Source organism: Neisseria sp. N95_16 (assembly GCF_002551535.2).
GTDB lineage: Bacteria > Pseudomonadota > Gammaproteobacteria > Burkholderiales > Neisseriaceae > Neisseria > Neisseria brasiliensis.
Genome location: NZ_PDBT02000050.1, coordinates 1 through 18,327, shown reverse-complemented (window position 1 = coordinate 18,327; position 18,327 = coordinate 1). Strand labels below are relative to the sequence as shown.

14 protein-coding genes are annotated in these 18,327 nt (G+C 50.5%); 9 read left to right on the top strand and 5 right to left on the bottom strand.

Going from position 1 to position 18,327, the window contains the following annotated elements:
- Positions 1-330 precede the first annotated feature (330 nt).
- The 5 genes from rimP to CRG49_RS08635 all read left to right on the top strand — a co-directional run bounded on the left by rimP (position 331) and on the right by CRG49_RS08635 (position 8,645).
- Positions 331-762, top strand: a complete 432-nt coding sequence (rimP, locus tag CRG49_RS08655; RefSeq protein WP_095503254.1) for a ribosome maturation factor RimP — start codon at positions 331-333, stop codon at positions 760-762.
- A 27-nt stretch (positions 763-789) separates the two neighbouring features.
- The gene (nusA, locus tag CRG49_RS08650) at positions 790-2,295 is read left to right on the top strand and encodes a transcription termination factor NusA (RefSeq protein WP_095503255.1); all 1,506 of its coding nucleotides are present in this window, start codon (positions 790-792) and stop codon (positions 2,293-2,295) included.
- Positions 2,296-2,306: 11 nt separating this feature from the next.
- Complete coding sequence (gene infB / locus CRG49_RS08645) at positions 2,307-5,105, top strand: translation initiation factor IF-2 (RefSeq protein WP_095503256.1); 2,799 nt, start codon at positions 2,307-2,309, stop codon at positions 5,103-5,105.
- 302 nt (positions 5,106-5,407) lie between these two features.
- A complete protein-coding gene (locus CRG49_RS08640; RefSeq protein ID WP_095503257.1) occupies positions 5,408-6,367 on the top strand; it encodes a calcium-binding protein in 960 nt (319 codons plus the stop codon).
- 280 nt (positions 6,368-6,647) lie between these two features.
- On the top strand, positions 6,648-8,645 hold the full coding sequence (locus tag CRG49_RS08635) for a PhoX family phosphatase (protein WP_095503258.1): 1,998 nt from the start codon (positions 6,648-6,650) through the stop codon (positions 8,643-8,645).
- A gap of 77 nt (positions 8,646-8,722) precedes the next feature.
- On the opposite strand, the gene CRG49_RS08630 is transcribed toward CRG49_RS08635, so the two are convergent.
- From CRG49_RS08630 to rnhA, 3 genes are all read right to left on the bottom strand, one after another.
- Positions 8,723-9,910, bottom strand: a complete 1,188-nt coding sequence (locus CRG49_RS08630) for an LD-carboxypeptidase (RefSeq protein WP_095503259.1) — start codon at positions 9,908-9,910, stop codon at positions 8,723-8,725.
- Between the two features lie 135 nt (positions 9,911-10,045).
- Positions 10,046-10,444, bottom strand: a complete 399-nt coding sequence (locus CRG49_RS08625) for an HIT family protein (RefSeq protein WP_095503260.1) — start codon at positions 10,442-10,444, stop codon at positions 10,046-10,048.
- A 167-nt stretch (positions 10,445-10,611) separates the two neighbouring features.
- Positions 10,612-11,049, bottom strand: coding sequence for a ribonuclease HI (gene rnhA / locus CRG49_RS08620; RefSeq protein WP_095503261.1), 438 nt, complete (start codon positions 11,047-11,049; stop codon positions 10,612-10,614).
- Between the two features lie 107 nt (positions 11,050-11,156).
- Between rnhA and tehB the strand changes: the two genes are divergently transcribed.
- Positions 11,157-12,026, top strand: coding sequence for an SAM-dependent methyltransferase TehB (tehB, locus tag CRG49_RS08615; RefSeq protein ID WP_095503262.1), 870 nt, complete (start codon positions 11,157-11,159; stop codon positions 12,024-12,026).
- A gap of 162 nt (positions 12,027-12,188) precedes the next feature.
- Here the strand turns inward: tehB and CRG49_RS08610 are convergent, their stop codons facing one another.
- Together CRG49_RS08610 and pmbA are read right to left on the bottom strand one after the other, a co-directional pair.
- On the bottom strand, positions 12,189-13,361 hold the full coding sequence (locus CRG49_RS08610) for a glycosyltransferase (RefSeq protein ID WP_095503263.1): 1,173 nt from the start codon (positions 13,359-13,361) through the stop codon (positions 12,189-12,191).
- Positions 13,362-13,507: 146 nt separating this feature from the next.
- Positions 13,508-14,839: a metalloprotease PmbA gene (pmbA, locus tag CRG49_RS08605; protein WP_095503264.1), complete on the bottom strand. Its 1,332-nt coding sequence runs from the start codon at positions 14,837-14,839 to the stop codon at positions 13,508-13,510.
- A 149-nt stretch (positions 14,840-14,988) separates the two neighbouring features.
- Between pmbA and yjgA the strand changes: the two genes are divergently transcribed.
- From yjgA to CRG49_RS08590, 3 genes are all read left to right on the top strand, one after another.
- Positions 14,989-15,525, top strand: a complete 537-nt coding sequence (gene yjgA / locus CRG49_RS08600) for a ribosome biogenesis factor YjgA (RefSeq protein WP_095503265.1) — start codon at positions 14,989-14,991, stop codon at positions 15,523-15,525.
- 82 nt (positions 15,526-15,607) lie between these two features.
- Positions 15,608-17,308: a single-stranded-DNA-specific exonuclease RecJ gene (gene recJ / locus CRG49_RS08595; protein WP_095503266.1), complete on the top strand. Its 1,701-nt coding sequence runs from the start codon at positions 15,608-15,610 to the stop codon at positions 17,306-17,308.
- A 287-nt stretch (positions 17,309-17,595) separates the two neighbouring features.
- Positions 17,596-18,024: a hypothetical protein gene (locus CRG49_RS08590; RefSeq protein ID WP_095503267.1), complete on the top strand. Its 429-nt coding sequence runs from the start codon at positions 17,596-17,598 to the stop codon at positions 18,022-18,024.
- Positions 18,025-18,327: the final 303 nt, after the last annotated feature.

The following is an 18,327-nucleotide window of genomic DNA, read 5'->3' as shown; positions in this document are numbered from 1 at the left end:
GTTGTGTGTAGGCCATATTGCAATCTTTCTTGTCAGGAAAGGCAGTATACTACCGCATACTGGCCTTTTCTGTTATTGGAAATTGCACTTGTTAGGCGATGATTTCCTACATGTAAGGCCGTCTGAAAATCAAACAGGCTTATTTTGTTGACAATCAATACAAATGAAAAAGCATGGTGTAAAGCAAGAATATCACTATGCCGTCTGAAAAAAGGCAAGCGAAATCAATGCTTTTCTTTTGCTTTTAAATGCGTTATAATACGGCAATTTTTCAAATTTATAGAAAAATGGCCATCGGGCCATTTTTTTGTTTTTATACTGTGGAGTCGCATGGATATTCAAAATATTCTTGATAAAACCCTGCCCGGTTTGGGCTATGAGCTGGTGGATTTCGAGCTGACCGCGCAAGGCGATTTGCGTGTGTTTATCGATAAGCCGGAAGGCATTACCGTGGAAGATTGCGCCACGGTGAGCAACCATTTGAGCCGCGTTTTCATGGTGGAAGACGTGGATTACAAGCGTTTGGAAATTTCCAGCCCGGGCTTGGATCGTCCGCTGAAAAAAGCCGCCGACTTTGCCCGCTTTGCCGGTGAAAACGCCAAAATCAAAACCCGTCTGCCGATTGATGGTCAGAAAAACTTTATCGGCCGCATCGAAAAATGTGAAAACGATGTGGTTACCGTTGCTTTCGACGGCAAAACCGCTGAGATTGAAATCAGCAATATCGACAAAGCCCGTCTGCGTCCTGAATTCAAATTTTAAACATAATACATAACGGAGATTCTAAAGATGAGTCGTGAGATGTTACAACTTGCCGAAGCTTTGGCAAGCGAGAAAAACGTAGAAGCAGAAGTGGTGTTTCAGGCTTTGGAGTTTGCGCTGTCAACCGCTGCCAAAAAGAAAGCCAACCGCGAACACATGGACGTGCGTGTCGAAATCGACCGTGATACCGGCGAATACCGTACTTTCCGCCGTTGGTTGATTGTGGCCGACGAAGATTATACTTATCCGGATGTGGAAAAAACCATTGAAGAAATTCAAGAAGAAATTCCGGGTACCGATATTCAAATCGGCGAATATTACGAAGAGCAGCTGGAAAATGAAGGTTTCGGCCGTCAAGCTGCGCAAACCGCCAAACAAATTATTCTGCAACGCATCCGCGATGCCGAGCGTGAGCAAATCCTGAATGAATTCTTGCAACAAAAAGAAGACATTATTATGGGTACGGTGAAGCGTGTTGAGCGTCACGGCATCATCGTGGAAGTGATTTCAGGCAAATTAGATGCGCTGATTCCGCGCGACCAAATGATTCCGCGTGAAAACTTCCGCAGCGGCGACCGCATTCGCGCCTTGTTTGTACGCGTGGAAGAAATCGGCAATACCGGCCGCAAACAAGTGGTGTTGAGCCGCACTTCAGGCGAATTTTTGGCCAAACTGTATGAGCAGGAAGTGCCTGAAATTGCCGATGGCTTGTTGGAAATCCGCGAAGTGGCGCGTGACCCGGGTCAACGTGCAAAAGTGGCGGTAAAAGCTAACGACCAGCGCATCGATCCGCAAGGCACTTGTATTGGTGTGCGCGGTTCGCGCGTGAATGCGGTGAGCAACGAATTATCAGGCGAGCGTATTGACGTGGTGTTGTGGTCGTCTGAAACCGCACAATTTGTGATTAATGCCTTGTCGCCTGCCGAAGTCAGCCGTATTTTGATTGATGAAGACAAACATGCCGTTGATGTGATTGTGGCAGAAGACCAATTGGCCTTGGCCATCGGCCGCGGTGGTCAAAACGTGCGCTTGGCATCGGATTTGACCGGCTGGCAGTTGAACATCATGACTGTTAAAGAAGCAGATGAGCGCAATGAAGCAGAAGATGCCGCCATTCGCGAACTGTTTATCGGCCACATGAATATCGATGCCGAAACAGCGGATGTGTTGGTACAAGAAGGTTTTCAAACCTTGGAAGAAGTGGCGTATGTGCCTGCGGCTGAGTTGTTGGAAATTGAAGGTTTTAACGAAGAAATCGTTGAAGCCCTGCGCAACCGCGCCCGCGATGCGATTTTGACCTTGGCCATTGCCTCGGAAGAAAAATTGGCCGATATGTCAGAAGATATGCGCAATCTGGAAGGTTTGGATTCGGATATGCTGCGCGATCTGGCGCAAGCCGGTATTGCCACGCGTGACGATTTGGCCGAATTGTCCGTGGATGAATTGATTGAAATTACCGGTGTGACCGAAGACGAAGCCAAAACTGTGATTATGGCTGCGCGCGAACATTGGTTCACCGAAGAAAGTAACTGAGGGGGTAATAGATGAGTAACACAACCGTAGAACAATTTGCCACCGAAATGAATAAACCCGTCGATGTTTTGTTGAAGCAACTGCAAAGCGCTGGCGTGAATAAAAGTAGCGGCAGCGACTCGTTGACTTTGGAAGATAAGCAGCTTTTGGCTCAATATTTGAAAAAGCAAAATGGCAGCGACAACGCCACCATCAGCATTAGCCGTACCAAAAAAGAAGTCAGCACTGTGGGCAGCGTTAAAGTGGAAACGCGCCGTCGCAGCCGTGCCGTGAGCATTCCTTCTGCCGATGAGATTGCGGCCGAAGCCAAAGCCAAGGCTGAAGCACAAAAAGCAGCTGAAGCGGAAGCAGCACGCAAAGCGCAAGCGGAAAAAGAAGCAGCCGAGAAAGCTGCTGCCGAACGCGCAAAAGCGGAAGCTGAAGCAGCCCGCTTGAAAGCGGCGCAACAAGCCAAAGCAGAAGAGAAAAAAGCCGTTGAGCCTGAAGTGAAGCCGTCTGAAGAGAAGGCTGAAGAAAAAGCCAAACCGGCTGCTAAACCAAAACAGGACAAGCCACAAAACAAAGCGAAAGAAGCACCGAAAAAAGCTGTGTCGGCGCCGGCCGTACCTAAACCGGTGGTGAGTGCGGCCGAACAGGCTATGCGTGACGAAGAAGCCGAGCGCGCGGCTAAACTGCGTGCTGCCCAAGAAGCTTTGTTGCGTGAGAAACAAGAGCGTCAAGCACGTCGTGAAGCCGTGAAACAACAGGCTGCTCAAGAAGCAAAAGCGGCTAAAGAAAACAAAGCCGGCGAAGTGCGCAGCGCGAAACCTTCTAAACCGGCCAAGCCTGCTGAAAAAGCGGCAGAAGCTGATAAAGCAGCTGCTCCGGCTCGTGCGAAAAAAGATGATCGCCGTAATCGTGATGATGTCGATGCCCGTCCACGCGGCGGTAAAAATGCCAAAGGCGGCCGTAACCAAGGTGGCCAAGACGAACGCGTTCGTGGTGGCAAAAAAGGCAAAAAACAGCTCAAGCTGGAGCCAAATCAACACGCCTTCCAAGCGCCGACCGAGCCGGTGGTGCATGAAGTGTTGATTCCGGAAACCATTACCGTAGCCGATTTGGCGCACAAAATGGCGGTAAAAGGCGTGGAAGTGGTGAAAGCCTTGATGAAGATGGGCATGATGGTTACCATCAACCAATCCATCGACCAAGATACCGCATTGATCGTGGTAGAAGAACTCGGCCATATCGGTAAACCGGCTGCTGCGGACGATCCGGAAGCATTCTTGGATGAAAACGCCGAAGTTGTGGAAGCCGAATTGCTGTCACGTCCGCCTGTAGTGACCGTGATGGGTCACGTTGACCACGGTAAAACCTCGTTACTCGACTACATCCGTCGTGCCAAAGTGGTACAAGGCGAGGCCGGTGGTATTACCCAGCACATTGGTGCTTACCATGTACAAACCCCACGCGGTGTGATTACCTTCTTGGATACCCCGGGTCACGAAGCGTTTACTGCGATGCGTGCGCGTGGTGCCAGAGCGACTGACATCGTGATTTTGGTGGTGGCTGCCGATGACGGCGTGATGCCGCAAACCATCGAAGCGATTGCCCACGCGAAAGCAGCAGGTGTGCCGATGGTGGTTGCTGTGAACAAAATCGATAAAGAAGCGGCCAACCCTGAGCGTATCCGTCAAGAATTGACCGCGCATGAAGTGGTGCCGGACGAATGGGGCGGCGATGTTCAATTTATCGATGTTTCGGCCAAAAAAGGTCTGAACATTGATGCCTTGCTCGAAGCTGTGTTGCTGGAAGCTGAGGTATTGGAATTGACCGCACCGGTAGAAGCGCCGGCCAAAGGTATCATCGTTGAAGCCCGTTTGGACAAAGGCCGCGGTGCCGTAGCTACCCTGTTGGTGCAAAGCGGTACGCTGCGTAAAGGCGATATGCTGTTGGCCGGTACGGCCTTTGGTAAAATCCGTGCCATGAGCGATGAAAATGGTAAGTCGATTAGCGAAGCTGGTCCTTCTATTCCGGTAGAAATTTTGGGCTTGTCTGATGTGCCGAATGCGGGTGAAGATGCCATGGTGTTGGCCGACGAGAAAAAAGCGCGCGAGATTGCTTTGTTCCGTCAAGGTAAATACCGTGATGTCCGTTTGGCCAAACAACAAGCGGCGAAGCTGGAAAACATGTTTAACAACATGGGCGAAAGCCAAGCGCAATCTTTGTCGGTTATCATCAAAGCCGACGTACAAGGTTCTTACGAAGCTTTGTCAGGCAGTCTGAAAAAACTGTCGACCGACGAAGTCAAAGTCAATGTATTGCACAGCGGTGTCGGCGGTATTACCGAGAGTGACGTCAACTTGGCCATCGCTTCCGGTGCCGTGATTATCGGCTTTAACGTGCGCGCTGATGCATCTGCACGCAAACTGGCTGAAACCGAGAGCGTAGAAATCCGCTACTACAATATCATCTACGACGCGATTGACGATGTGAAAGCAGCCATGAGCGGTATGTTGGCACCTGAAGAAAAAGAACAGGTAACCGGTACGGTGGAAATCCGTCAAGTCATCAGCGTATCCAAAGTCGGCAATATTGCAGGCTGTATGGTGACCGATGGTGTGGTAAAACGCGATTCGCACATCCGTCTGATCCGTAACAACGTGGTGATTCATACCGGCGAACTGGCTTCGTTGAAACGCTATAAAGACGATGTCAAAGAAGTGCGCATGGGCTTTGAGTGTGGTTTGATGCTCAAAGGCTATAATGAAATCATGGAAGGCGACCAGCTCGAATGCTTCGATATCGTCGAAGTGGCGCGTTCGCTGTAATGTGATTGAATAGTCGATGAAAGGCCGTCTGAATTCAGACGGCCTTTTTTATGGTTTATTAGAGTGTATGAATGGTGAATATTGTAGATTTAAGTTCAATAAAATCAGTATTAAATTCACTTGGAATAATTTGTTAATTTATTAAAAAGTTAATTTAAAACAGTCAGTTATTTAATTAGTGTATTTGAACTATTTTCATTTTCGACAGGTCTAATGCTCGCACTATACGGTCTGATTAATCGCTGTTTCAGACGGCCTATGGCTGCATAACGTTAACAACTCAATTACTGCAGTCTTATACCATGGAAACGAATCAACAATTACGTACTACTCAAAGCTTGACCCAACATTTCGAAGGCACGGCTGCCGATGATGCTTATTATGTGAAATCAACCCAAGATACCATTAAAGAACAGGCCAATGGCGGTTATGATACGGTGTACAGCGATGTCAGCTATGTGTTGCCGACCCATGTCGAAGCGCTGGTGTTAACCGGCAGCGCCAATATTTACGGCTCAGGCAACAACAGCGGCAATATGTTGGTAGGCAATGAAGGCAAAAACCGCTTGAACGGCGGTCGTGGTAATGATGAAATATTCGGTAATCATGGCAACGATGTGCTCAACGGCGGTGAAGGCCACGACAAACTTTATGGCGGTACCGGTAATGATGTTTTGAACGGCCAAACCGGTAATGATGAGCTATACGGCGGCTTGGGTAGCGATACTTATCTTTTCCAAGCCAATAGCGGTAAGGATTTTTTATCTGACCGCGAAGGCAATAATACCGTACGTTTTGCTGCCGGTGTCAGCCCTGAAAGCATTCGCATTGAATCACTTTTAGACAGCGACGGTAATACCGGCTGGGTGATTCATTTTGATGAACAAAATGCATTGATTATCGCCAATCAATACTTATACGGCGAAACCCTGGTGAATTTCGGACGGGGCGACGGCAAAGACAGCCTTTACCTTGACTTAAAATCCGAGAGCGAAACGCTGCATTTCACCGGTGATTTGACCTTGTCGGATTTGACGCTGACCACCACCACACAAGGTGTATGGACAACGTGGCTTGTCGGCATCAAAGGCAGCAATGATTCCGTATCCATTGCGCAATACGAAGAAGGCGTGTTGAATTTCAACGATCAGCCCGGTACCGGCGTTGACCGCTTTACCTTTGAAAACGGTCAAAGCTACAGTGCTGCCGAATTCAGCGCCGCATTAAGCCAGCTGGAGCAAAACAACGCTGCCGTAATCTGATTGATGATTGAATTGTGACAAAAATAAAGGCCGTGTGAAAGCCATAGGTTTTCAGACGGCCTTTTGTATTTGATTCATTAATCATTGATTTATATTGGTTTTGTAATAGTTAAAAGATTAAAGAATTTTTAGCTTTCAATCCGTATCGTCACATCTTTGTCACATTCCCTTGCTAAACTGCCTGCGGTTATTGAGCAATAGGCCGTCTGAAACGTGCGGGCATTTTGTCGGGCAAATATCTTCAGTAGGCCGTCTGAAACATATCTGAATAGGGAATATCATGGGTAAACCATTTGTCGGCACCATCAAAAAATCACACGCCGAAGACATCGACAACAGCAGCAATAATCCGGCGTTTTCTCAAATTATGGACGCGCGCCTGTCACGCCGCCGCGTGTTGCAGAGCTTCGGCGCATTGGGTGTGACCAGCATGTTGCCGTTGAGCCTGATGAGCAAGGAAGCGCAAGCCGCGACAGAAGCAACGCGTTTCCAACCAACACCACGCTTCCCGCGCGCCACCACATTGGGCTTTAAGAGCGTACCGTTTTCCACTAAAGACAAAGTGATTGTGCCGGAAGGCTATACCGCGCAAGTGCTGTACCGTTGGGGCGACAGCACCGGTATCGCGGGTAATATGCCGGCATTTAAGAGCAATGCGGGCAACAGCGCAGCCGAGCAGGCCGCACAAGCTGGTATGCACCACGACGGTATGGCGTTTTTCTCGCTGCCTTTGGGTTCACAAACATCCAACCGCGGCCTGCTGGCGATGAACCACGAATACATCGACAACGGCTTGCTGTTCCCTGACGGCATGGCCAACTGGTCGTTGGAAAAAGCCCGTAAAGGCCAAAACGCAATGGGGATTTCGATGGTGGAAGTTCGCCGTGGTGCCAATGGCTGGCAAGTGGAGCGTCCGTCGCCGTTTGCCCGCCGCATTACCGCCAACACCCCGATGAGCGTAACCGGCCCTGCACGCGGCCACAGCCTGATGCGCACCGCCGCCGACAGCCAAGGCGCGCTGGTGTTGGGTACGATGCAAAACTGTGCCAACGGCCGCACACCGTGGGGCACTTATCTGACCTGCGAAGAAAACTGGAGCGACATTTTCACCAACAACAGCGGCGAAATCACGCCATTGGAGAAACGCTACGGCATCGGCAAGGAAGAAAACGATTATCTGTGGAGCAAGGTGGACGAGCGTTTCGACAGCAGCAAAAATCCGAATGAGCCGAACCGCTTTGGCTGGATTGTTGAAATTGACCCGTTTAATCCAAAATCCACGCCGCGCAAACACACGGGCTTGGGTCGCTTCAAACACGAAGGCGCCGAGCTGACCGTTACCCCAAGCGGCCGTTTGGCAGTATATATGGGTGACGACCAACGTTTTGAATACATTTATAAATTTGTTTCAAAAAACCGTTACCAACCGGGCGAGCAACACCGCGCGGCCAATATGCGTTTGCTGGAAGAGGGTACGCTGTATGTGGCGCGCTTCAATGAAGACGGCACCGGCGAATGGCTGCCGTTGGTACACGGCCAAAACGGTTTGACCGCAGAAAACGGCTTTGCCGACCAAGGAGAATTGTTGGTGAAAACCCGTTTGGCGGCAGACAAAGTCGGCGCCACCAAAATGGATCGTCCGGAATGGATTTCCGCCGACCCGTTTAAATCCGGCAGCCTGTATTGCACTTTGACCAACAACAGCCAACGCGGCCAAGAAGGCAAACCGGGCACTGATGCCGCCAATCCGCGCAGCAATAATTTGTTTGGCCACATCATCCACTGGCAGGAAGCCGATGGTGACGGCACGCAAACCGCGTTTAAATGGGATATTTTGGTGATGGCGGGCAAACCGGATGCGGCCAAAGAAGAACATCGCGGCAACATCAGCGGCGACGCCTTCGGTAGTCCGGATGGTTTGGCATTCGATCATCGCGGTGTGTTGTGGATTCAAACCGACGTATCGACTTCCACGCTGAACATGAAAGAATATGCCGGCATGGGCAACAACCAAATGGTGGCCACGATTCCGGGTACCGACGAATACCGCCGTTTCCTGACCGCACCAAACGGCGCAGAAGTGACCGGCATTGCGTTCACACCGGACAATAAAACGCTGTTTATCAACATTCAACACCCAGGCGAACCGGCTAAAGGCGCGTCTGATCCGACCAATCCGAAAGCAGTATCGTCATGGCCGGAAGGCATTCGCGGCGGCCGTCCGCGTGCGGCAACGGTGGTGATTACCAAGAATGATGGTGGGTTGATTGGCAGCTAAATAAAAATCCTTCTAATGACAACACAAAGGCCGTCTGAACAATATTTGTTCAGACGGCCTTTACTATTGACGATGAATTACTCAATCACTTCTTCGATAATCGTGTTGTAAGAAGAGGAATCGAAGGTTGGCATTGGCGGCGGCAACAGCGTATCGAGGCTGAGGCTGTTGGCATTTAAGGTCGGGTAGCCGCTGAAGGTTACCGAATAGCCGCCGCTGCCGGTGCTGCGCACTTTAGCGTGTGCGCCTAGTGGGAAGGTGGCTTTATTGGTGATGTGGCCGAATGGGAAGCCGCTCAATACCGGCACACGGGTTACGCGGTTGATTTGGTTGATGACCGCCGACAAATCATAGCTCGAATCATAGATATCGCGGATGGTGCCCATACGGAAATCGCCGAAGATAATCGCACGTTGCTTTTGCAATACACCGGATAAATAGAGCGTATTGAGCATGCGCTCGATGCGGTAAGGCTGTTCGCCCACATCTTCGAGAAACAGGATGCCGCCGTTGATATCGGGCATGTAAGGCGTACCGGCCAATGAGGCCAATACACTCAAATTGCCCCCCCAGAGTGTGCCTTCCACATTCACATCGCTGCGCTGGATGGCGGAGACATCGATGATGTTGGTGGTGTTGGTGGTGCCGCGGATAAACGAATCCATGGTGTACACGCTCGGGGTAGGTTTACCGAATTCGCTATACACCATCGGGCCGGCAAAACTCATCATATTGCCTTTGGCCAACAAGGCCAATTGCACGGCGCATACGTCGCTGAAGCCGAAAAATAAGGTGCCGCGTTCACGCATACGCGCGCCCAAGGAAGCAAAATCAATGTTTGGCAACAAACGTGCCGCACCATAGCCGCCGCGCAAGCCCATCAAGACTTTAGGCGTTTTCACACGGCCGCTGGCGACTTCTTGGAAATCATTGATGCGCTCGGCATCGGTTCCGGCAAAGCGCTGATAACGGCGCGAACCGGCCTGCTGGTTGGTGACGGTAAAACCGGCGTCATACAGGCGGGTTAAGCCGACATTGACGCGGTCGTAAGATTCGGCAAAGCCGGAAGGCGCGACAACACGCAAAATATTGTCACCGGAGCGGGCAGGTTGGGGGCGGCGGGGTTGCACAGTTTGGCTTCTTGATGGGGTACGGTTAACAGTAGGTTTCTGGGTAGAGCTGGTGCCACAGGCTTGCAGCAATCCTGCACCGGCCACTGCGGCCGAAGCGCGTAAAAAATGGCGGCGGGAAGGTTTCCAAGACATAAAACATCCTTTTTGATGGGGCGGCAAAACGCCGTATAGTTCATTTATATCAGGCCGTTTGAACAGCAGGCAGCCAAATAAATGGAATTGATTAAATGTTTCAGACGGCCTGTAATCCAAGAGGCCGTCTGAAACTTAAGCCAGCAGGGCTTTGATTTGTTGCGGCCAATCTTGCGGCAGCGTCATTTCGTGGCTGCGGCTGGCCGGTGCCCAAATCGGTGCCGGAAAATTGGCATCGTTTTCAAAACGCGCAATCACATGCCAATGCAGGTGCGGCACCACATTACCCAAGCTCGCCAAATTGATTTTGGTCGGTTTCAATACTTGGCGCATGGCGGATTCCACGCGATAGACCATATCCATGATTTCATCGCGCTGCGCTTGCGGCAAATCGGTCATTTCCGCGACATGTTGTTGCCAAATCACGCGACAGAAAGCAGGCGAACCGGCTTCATTGTGCACGGCAATCACGCGCAGATTCGGTGTTTGCAGCAAAACATCTTCATTTTCCGCATGGCAAATCGGGCAACTCATGGCAATCCTTATGACATCAATCGAATCGAAGGGCATATTCTAAGAGAAAAGGCCGTCTGAATCATCTTTTCAGACGGCCTTTTGACATAACTTTAGAAAAATGTGGCAATTTGTCGGTTGGGAAACAAGTTTGGCAGAAGATGTAATGAATCTTTCATTTGCGCACACTACATAAATTTTGCCGCGCCACGGTTGGCCAATTCATCGGCGCGTTCGTTTTCCGCATGTCCCGCGTGGCCTTTGACCCACGTCCAGCGTACATCATGTTGGCTGACCAGTTCATCCAGCGTTTTCCACAAATCATCGTTTTTCACCGGCTTTTTGGCGGCGGTTTTCCAGCCGTTTTTTTTCCAGCCGGCAATCCAGCTTTCCATGCCGTTTTTGACGTATTGCGAGTCGGTGCAGATTTGCACGGTGCAGCGGCGTTTCAAGCTTTTCAAGCCTTCGATGACGGCGGTGAGTTCCATGCGGTTGTTGGTGGTTTCGGCTTCGCCGCCGAATAGCTCTTTTTCATGCACGCCGTAGCGCATCAACACGCCCCAGCCGCCCGCACCCGGATTGCCTTTGCAGGCGCCGTCGGTATATAGGTAAACGGTTTTATCCATAAAACGTCTCTTGATTGAACCGCCGAATCATAACACAGGCCGTCTGAAAAGATTGAATTTAAAATAAACAAGCATATAATATGAATGTTATTTTAAAAGGAAACCACATGAGCGCGTCACAAGCATTATTCCGCTATCAGCAATTGCCGGTTTGGACTGCCGACACCATTCCCGAAGCCTTATTGAGCCAACACAATACCCAAGAAGGTACATGGGGCAATTTAATCGTCAAAAAAGGCCGTCTGAAATTTTATGAATTGTCGGAAACAGGCGAAATTTTGGCCGAACACGAACTCACGCCCGAGAGTGATGATTGGCTGATTGCGCCGCAGCAATGGCACAAAATCCAAGCGCAAACGGCTGATACCGAAATCCAGCTTGAGTTCTACTGCCAAGCCGCGGATTATTTCCACAAAAAATACGGCATGAGTGCCACGCATTCTGCCGTACGCGCCGCTGAAAACATCGTGCCGCCGGGCAAGGCATTGGACATGGGCTGCGGACAAGGCCGCAATGCGTTGTATCTCGCGTTGCAAGGATTCGACGTCACCGCCGTCGATAACAACCCGATGGCGGTGCAAAACGTGCAGGAGCTGGCCGCACGCGAAGGGCTGGAAGTGGATGCGTTTGAATACGATTTAAATGCCGCCAATATTCAGGACGATTTCGATTACATTGTGGCAACCGTGGTGATGATGTTCCTCCAGCCGCGCTTTATTCCGCAAGTGATTGCCAACATGAAAACGCGCACCAAAGCTGGTGGCTACAATTTGATTGTCTCGGCGATGGATACCGAAGATTTTCCATGCCCGATGCCGTTTCCGTTTAAATTCAGCGAAGGCGAATTGCGCGAATACTATCAGGATTGGGAATTAGTTGAATACAAAGAAGAATTGGGTGCGATGCACGCCAAAGACGAATTTGGCAATCCGATTCAGTTTAAATTTGTGACCATGCTGGCGAAAAAGCCGGCGTAAAGCAATAGGCCGTCTGAAAGGAAATGCTTTCAGACGGCCTATTGATTGAGATAGTCGTTTTAAATAGAAATAAGACAAGGCGACAGAGACCGTCGTGTACACTTAGTACATAAGGGAGCTGGCAACGCTGTATTATTTTTATTTTAAACGACTATATTATGGCTATGCCAAAATTTGTTCAAACTTGCCAATCAATTGATTGATAATGGCTTCTTCGCTGAATTCGGTCAAACAATCTTGACGCAGCTTTTGTGGTGAGAAACGGTCGCGCTGTTCATACATTTGAATTAAGGCATCGGCGAGTGCATCGATGTTTTCAGTTGGAATAAGAAAACCGTTTTCCGGCCGCACAATCGATTGCGGGCCGCCGCATTTTGTGGCAATCACCGGCAAACCTTGCGACAGGGCTTCGATATAGACCACGCCGAAGGTTTCGGTGCGGCTGGCCAATACAAAGGCATCGCTTTGGCGCATTAAATTCAATACTTCATCGGTTTTCAGCGCGCCTAAGAAGCTGACTGATTCGGTAATGCCCAATTGTTTGGCAAGATTTTTTAGATTCTCGCCTTCCGGGCCGGCACCGCCGATTTTGAGTTTTAAATCAGGATATTTCTGCAAGGCTTTGGCAAAGGCGGGCAGGAGTAAATCATGGCCTTTTAAATGGCGCAAATGGGAAACGCTGCAAAAGGTGAAATCGCTTTCTGATTTTTCAGGAAATTCAAACGGTTGGGTGAAGTGTTTGCCTAAAATATTCGGTAAATAAGACCATTGTGTGCCGGGATATTTTTGATTGAGTAAGTCGGCAAAATCGCGACTGACGGCATAAAGGCCGGAAGCGTGTTTGGCTGCTTCGCGCATAGCCGGCCATTGGTCATCACGAATCAGATCGCGGGCGTAGGTGCTGCTGTGTTCCGTGATAATGTAGGGAATGCCGTATTTCTTGAAGATTTTACAGGCCAAAATGCCGGCATAATTCACCACATGCGCATGAATTAAATCGGGTTTGCCGTTTTCTTTGATGTAGGCTTCAAATGCTTTCATGCCTGCACGTACCCACAACACGCGGTTTAAATCAACAAAAGGCGAGCGCGGGAACAGATACATGCCGTCATAAACATAGATATCCATTTGGTTTTCTTGATATTTTCTAAGTCCGTAAGGGCCGCTAAGCAAGGTTTTCGGCTGCGCGCGCAGGTGGCGGAACATCGGCGCAATGACACTGACTTTGTTGATTTTGCTGCTTTTCTGCAAGCCTTGAGCCTGAATTCTGAAGAAAATTCCATCAACATCTTGCTGGGATTTGGGATACCAAGAAGGGAGAACGACAACGTGCATGGGGATTCCTGAAAAGAGATAAGGAATGATTCAAATCATTCAGACCTAAAAAATCGAAAATAATTCAATTTCAATAATGGATATTTGATGGGAAGAATAGGCCGTCTGAAAGGAAATGCTTTCAGACGGCCTTTAACTATCCACTCTTATTCGCCCGCTACGGTCATCTCACTAATCAGCACCGAGCCAATTTTGTTGGACGAGCGGCGCAGGGCATCGTTGGCGATGCCGACGACGTTTTGATACATATCCTGCAATCGTCCGGCAATGGTGATTTCGTGCACGGGATAGGCGATTACACCGTTTTCCACCCAGAATCCGGCGGCACCGCGCGAATAGTCGCCGGTGATGGTGTTGACACCTTGCCCCATCAGTTCGGTTACCAGTAAGCCTGTGCCCATTTCTTTGAGCAGGTCGGCTTGGCTGGTGTGGGTGTGGCTGAGATACAGATTATGTGCGCCGCCTGCGTTGCCGGTGGATGTCATGCCGAGTTTGCGGGCGCTGTAGCTGCTTAAAAGGTAGCCTTGTACCACGCCGTTTTCAATCAGGAAACGCGGGCGGGTGGCAACACCTTCGGAGTCGAAATAAGTACTGCCGAAAGCGCGTGGGATATGCGGTTCCTCGCGCAGGTTGACGAAATCGGGCAGGATTTTTTTGCCCAAACTGTCGATTAAGAAGCTGCTTTGGCGGTAAAGCGCACCGCCGCTCAATGCACCGACCAAATGGCCGATTAAACCGCCGGCGACGGTGGTGTCGAACATCACCGGATAGCTGCCGGTGGGCAGGGTTTGGCTGTCGAGGCGGCGTACCGTGCGCTCGGCGGCGGTGCGGCCGATGCTTTCCGGTGAGTCCATATCTTGATGGCGGCAAGAAGCGTCATACCAATAATCGCGCTGCATGCCATGCTCATCGGCGGCGACCACGCTGCAGGAAATGCTGTGGCGCGTGCCTTGCTGGTGTGCCATAAAGCCGTGCGAATTGCCGTAAACGTATTGATAATGGCTGGTTTGCACGCCGGCGCCTTCGGAATTTTCGATGCGCGAATCAAATGACAAGGCGGCTTGTTCGCATTGTTTGGCCAGTTCGATGGCGGCTTCGGCGCTTAAATCCCACTCGTGATAGCGGTCGAGATCGCCGATTTCGGTGGCCATCAAATCTTTATCGGCCAAGCCTGCGCAATCGTCTTCGGCGGTGTATTTGGCGATGTCGATGGCGGCTTGCACGGTGTCCTGTAAGGCATTGGGTGAGAAATCAGCGGTGCTGGCGCGGCCTTTGCGTTGGCCGACGTAAACAGTGATGTCCAACGATTTATCCTGCTGGAATTCGATTTGCTCGATTTCGTTCAGGCGCACGCTCACGCCTTGGCCGATGGATTCGCTGAAGTCGGCTTCGGCAGCAGTAGCCCCCAATTGCTGCGCCAGTGAAAGCGTTTGGCCGCACAGTTGGATCAGTTCGTCTTGAGAGTGGTTAAACAGCATAAAGATTATCCGGAAAAAAGTGCGCTTATTTTAACTGTTTTCAGACGGCCTCGGCAAAAATGTCGTCATAGGTGGAATATATTGAACCGACAGCGCCGTCATCTCATGGTAAAATCAGCGATTGAAAAAATTTACCGAGCAAATGCGATATGATTGATAACGAAGAAGAATGGGTCAGCAAAACCCAGATGAAAAAGCAGATGAACCATCTGCAGGATTTGGGCATGGAATTGACCAAGCTGTCGAACGAAACGCTGAAGAAAATCGGTTTGGACGAAGATTTATACGAAGCCGTGCAAGGCTATAAAAAAATCACCTCCAACAGCGCGCTCAAACGCCAAGCGCAATATATCGGCCGCCTGATGCGCGACACCGATCCCGAGCCGATTGAACGCTATCTGGCCAAGCTGCGCGGCGACAATGCGGCGCACAATGCCTTTTTGCAACGCGTGGAGCAAGCCCGCGAACGTCTGATTGCTGACGATGATGCGTTTACGACATTCATGGCCGATTACCCGCAAGCCGATGCCGGAAAACTGCGCACCTTAATCCGCAACACGCGCAAAGAGCAGGAGCAAAACAAACCGCCGAAAAGCTTCCGCGCTTTGTTCCAAGAAGTGAAGGCTGTGATGGAAGGTAATTCTGGTGGCGATGATGATTTTGATGTCGCAGATATTGAAGAATAATTATGTTCTCTTACAGTTTCAGACGGCCTCGTAAACCACAGGCCGTCTGAAAATCATTTAACCTCATTCATGAAACCACAACATGGCCGTAAAGATACAAACCCGTTCAATCAACCAATCCGTGTGCGACACCTTAATCAATGCCGGTGCCGACCCGCTGATTGCGCGCCTGTGTGCCGCGCGTGATGTGCAAACACCGCAGGAATTGGAAGACAAGCTCACCGGACTGCTGCCGTATCAGTCGCTGACCCAATGCGAAGCGGCGGCGGCGCGTTTGGCCGATGCCATTGCGCGGCAGGAAAAAATCTTGATTGTGGCCGACTACGATGCTGATGGTGCAACTGCTTGCGCAGTGGGCATCAAAGGCTTGAGCGCGATGGGAGCGGTGGTGGATTTTTTGGTGCCCAACCGTTTTGAACACGGCTACGGCCTCACGCCTGAATTGGCGGAAATCGCAGCAGAAAAGGGCACCAACTTGCTGCTGACGGTGGATAACGGCATCGCCAGCTTGGCCGGTGTGGCACGGGCGCAGGCCTTGGGTTTGGATGTGGTGGTGACTGACCATCACCTTCCGGCCGAGCAGGTGCCGGATTGTATTATTGTGAATCCGAACCAGCGCGGTTGCGGCTTTGAGAGCAAAAGTCTGGCCGGCGTGGGCGTGATTTTTTATGTGTTGATGGCTTTGCGTGCCGAATTGCGCCGCCGACACTATTTTTCAGACGGCCTGCAAGAACCGAATTTGGCGGAATTATTGGATTTGGTGGCATTGGGTACGGTGGCCGATGTGGTTTCGCTTGACCACAATAACCGCATTTTGGTGTCGCAAGGATTAAAACGCATGCGGCAGGGTAAGATGCGGCCGGGCATTCGCGCATTGTTTGAAGTGGCGCGGCGCGATTGGCGCAAGGCGCAGCCGTTTGACATGGGCTTTGCGTTGGGGCCGCGCATCAATGCGGCCGGCCGTTTGGACGATATGTCGCTCGGCATCGCCTGTTTGCTGGCCGACAATGACGCACAGGCTCAAGAGCTGGCGGCACAGTTGAACAACCTTAATATCGAGCGTCGCGAAATCGAGCAATCCATGCTGCAAGATGCCTTGGATTCATTCCCCGAAACCTTGCCGAGCCAGCAAACCACGTTGGTGGCTTACCGTGAAGACTATCATCAGGGCGTGGTCGGCATTGTCGCCAGCCGCTTGAAAGACCGCTTTTACCGCCCGACCATTGTGTTTGCGCCGGCGGATAACGGCGAAGTGCGCGGTTCGGGGCGTTCTATACCGAATCTGCACTTGCGCGATGCCTTGGATTTGGTCAGCAAACGCCATCCCGATTTGATTTTGAAATTCGGTGGCCACGCGATGGCGGCGGGCTTGAGTATTTTAGAACACAATATTCCTGCGTTTCAGACGGCCTTTGAGCAAGCCGTGCGCGATATGGTGCGCGAAGACGATTTGTCGCAAACCTTCATTACCGACGGCAGCCTGCCTGCGGTCGAAATTACCTTGGAACAAGCGCAAAACCTTGCCCGCCATGTATGGGGACAGGGCTTTGCACCGCCAAGCTTTACCGATGAATTTCATGTCGTGCGCCAGCAATGGATGGGCGCGGAAGGCAAGCATAAAAAAGTGTGGCTGCAAAAAGACGGCTTTGAATTTGAAGCAATGTTTTGGCGATGCAGCGAAGAAATTCCCGAATATATCCGCACCGTGTACCGCCCCGTAGCCAATGAATGGCGCAATAATGTGGAATTGCAGCTTTATATTGATTATTGGGAAGCGGCTTAAAGAATATAAAATTAGGCCGAGACCTTTGCAAAACTGATCAATCATTAATAAAAACCAGAACTGCCGTCATTCCTGCGCAGGCGGGAATCCATCTCAGAATTCAAGAAACCTATTTTATTCAATAGTTTGTCATATTGAAAAATGGATCCCCGCCTGCGCGGGAATGACGGCGGTTTTATGTGTGCTGGCTCTTGAAGGAGTTTTGCAAAGGTCTCAGGCCGTCTGAAAGTCAGTAAATGCTTTCAGACGGCCTGAATATTGTTTGGATTTTAAACTGAAGTCATGCCATGAAATTTCTGATATTTTTACTTGTTGCCGCTTTGGGTAATGTACTGTACCACACCGGACAAAAATCACTGCATGATGTGGCAAGTAACCCGATGAGCGTGTTGGCAGTGTATTATGCTGCGGCGCTGGTGTTGAGCTTACTGCTGATGCCTTTGTTCGGCAAAGTGTCGTTTAATGATACTGCCACGCTGGCAGCAAATTGGCGTGTTTGGTTGGTGGCCGGTGGTATTTTGCTGATTGAGCTGGGCTTTTTGTTGGCTTACCAATCTGGTGGCTCGGCACAATGGTCGGGCGTGGCGGTGAACGGTATGGCCGCTTTGCTGTTGATACCGTTGGCGATTTGGCTGTTTGGCGAGCAATTTTCATGGCAAAAAGTGTTGGGAATTGTGCTGACCTTGAGCGGGCTTTATTTTTTGGTGAGAAAATAGAATACTGGCTTTCATCACAAAAAGCTGAGACCTTTGCAAAATACCCACCTTTGGCACATTTCTTCCTTATACGCTGCTTGAAAGCTTGCCTATCTAAGTGATATGTCTGCGCTTTCTGTACTGTTACAACTTCGAACTGCACTCAAATCTGGGGTTGTACAAAGGTCTCAGACCGTCTGAAACACGATGTTTCAGACGGCCTTACATTCGCATTTCAAGTGCAACGCTCAAATGCCATTGGCAAGGGCTGCTGAAAACAGATCACCCGGTGTCTCATAGTCCAATGTCTTTCTCGGTCGGCGG

Bases quoted from the DNA above. Each gene is read 5' to 3' on its own strand.
- CRG49_RS08590 (WP_095503267.1), top strand. From the start codon at position 17,596: ATGAAATTTCTGATATTTTTACTTGTTGCCGCTTTGGGTAATGTACTG.
- CRG49_RS08625 (WP_095503260.1), bottom strand. From the start codon at position 10,444: ATGAGTTGCCCGATTTGCCATGCGGAAAATGAAGATGTTTTGCTGCAA.
- recJ (WP_095503266.1), top strand. From the start codon at position 15,608: ATGGCCGTAAAGATACAAACCCGTTCAATCAACCAATCCGTGTGCGAC.
- nusA (WP_095503255.1), top strand. From the start codon at position 790: ATGAGTCGTGAGATGTTACAACTTGCCGAAGCTTTGGCAAGCGAGAAA.
- CRG49_RS08610 (WP_095503263.1), bottom strand. From the start codon at position 13,361: ATGCACGTTGTCGTTCTCCCTTCTTGGTATCCCAAATCCCAGCAAGAT.
- tehB (WP_095503262.1), top strand. From the start codon at position 11,157: ATGAGCGCGTCACAAGCATTATTCCGCTATCAGCAATTGCCGGTTTGG.
- infB (WP_095503256.1), top strand. From the start codon at position 2,307: ATGAGTAACACAACCGTAGAACAATTTGCCACCGAAATGAATAAACCC.
- rnhA (WP_095503261.1), bottom strand. From the start codon at position 11,049: ATGGATAAAACCGTTTACCTATATACCGACGGCGCCTGCAAAGGCAAT.
- pmbA (WP_095503264.1), bottom strand. From the start codon at position 14,839: ATGCTGTTTAACCACTCTCAAGACGAACTGATCCAACTGTGCGGCCAA.
- yjgA (WP_095503265.1), top strand. From the start codon at position 14,989: ATGATTGATAACGAAGAAGAATGGGTCAGCAAAACCCAGATGAAAAAG.
- CRG49_RS08630 (WP_095503259.1), bottom strand. From the start codon at position 9,910: ATGTCTTGGAAACCTTCCCGCCGCCATTTTTTACGCGCTTCGGCCGCA.
- rimP (WP_095503254.1), top strand. From the start codon at position 331: ATGGATATTCAAAATATTCTTGATAAAACCCTGCCCGGTTTGGGCTAT.
- CRG49_RS08635 (WP_095503258.1), top strand. From the start codon at position 6,648: ATGGGTAAACCATTTGTCGGCACCATCAAAAAATCACACGCCGAAGAC.
- CRG49_RS08640 (WP_095503257.1), top strand. From the start codon at position 5,408: ATGGAAACGAATCAACAATTACGTACTACTCAAAGCTTGACCCAACAT.